Source organism: Streptomyces chisholmiae, assembly GCF_031845445.1.
GTDB classification, from domain to species: domain Bacteria; phylum Actinomycetota; class Actinomycetes; order Streptomycetales; family Streptomycetaceae; genus Streptomyces; species Streptomyces chisholmiae.
This window is the reverse complement of record NZ_JAVREO010000229.1, coordinates 1-431: the sequence shown is the minus strand read 5'-3', so window position 1 is coordinate 431 and position 431 is coordinate 1. Positions and strand designations below refer to the sequence as shown.

Below are 431 nucleotides of genomic sequence, written 5' to 3'. Positions count from 1 at the left end.
GTACTGGCTCTCCTCGTCCGGTGACAGCTTGCCCGGGCCGAACATCTCGTAGCTGTAGAGGATCGAGTGCCATGCGGTCAGGTGGATCCACAACTGCGAGTGCGGGTCGTTGGCGTCGAACGGGCGCTTGGTGATGGGCTCGGTGCCGATGGCCTTGGAGTGGATCTTGACCAGAACGTCGGCGGCCTTCGTGGTCGAGCGACTGTCGTCGAACGCCACCATGGCGAAGTAGCGCAGCGTCCGGTCGTACCGGGTGCGCGGCCGCGAGTAGATCTCGTGGGTCTTGTCGACCGCCGCGACGAGCGCGGGATCCAGTTCCTCGATGACGACGGCGCGCTGGAACCCGATCGACAGCGAGGTGGCACGCCGCTCTGCAGAGCTGGTGCCCATCGGGCGGCCCGGTCGCGGTATCAACTCCGAGCGGCTGCACA

The 431-nt window shown here is 66.4% G+C and carries 1 protein-coding gene; it reads right to left on the bottom strand.

The window, feature by feature from the left end:
• Nucleotides 1-390, bottom strand: a 390-nt coding sequence (locus RM844_RS32945; protein ID WP_311671098.1) for an oxygenase MpaB family protein, incomplete at its 3' end; no start/stop codon positions are given.
• Nucleotides 391-431 lie beyond the last annotated feature (41 nt).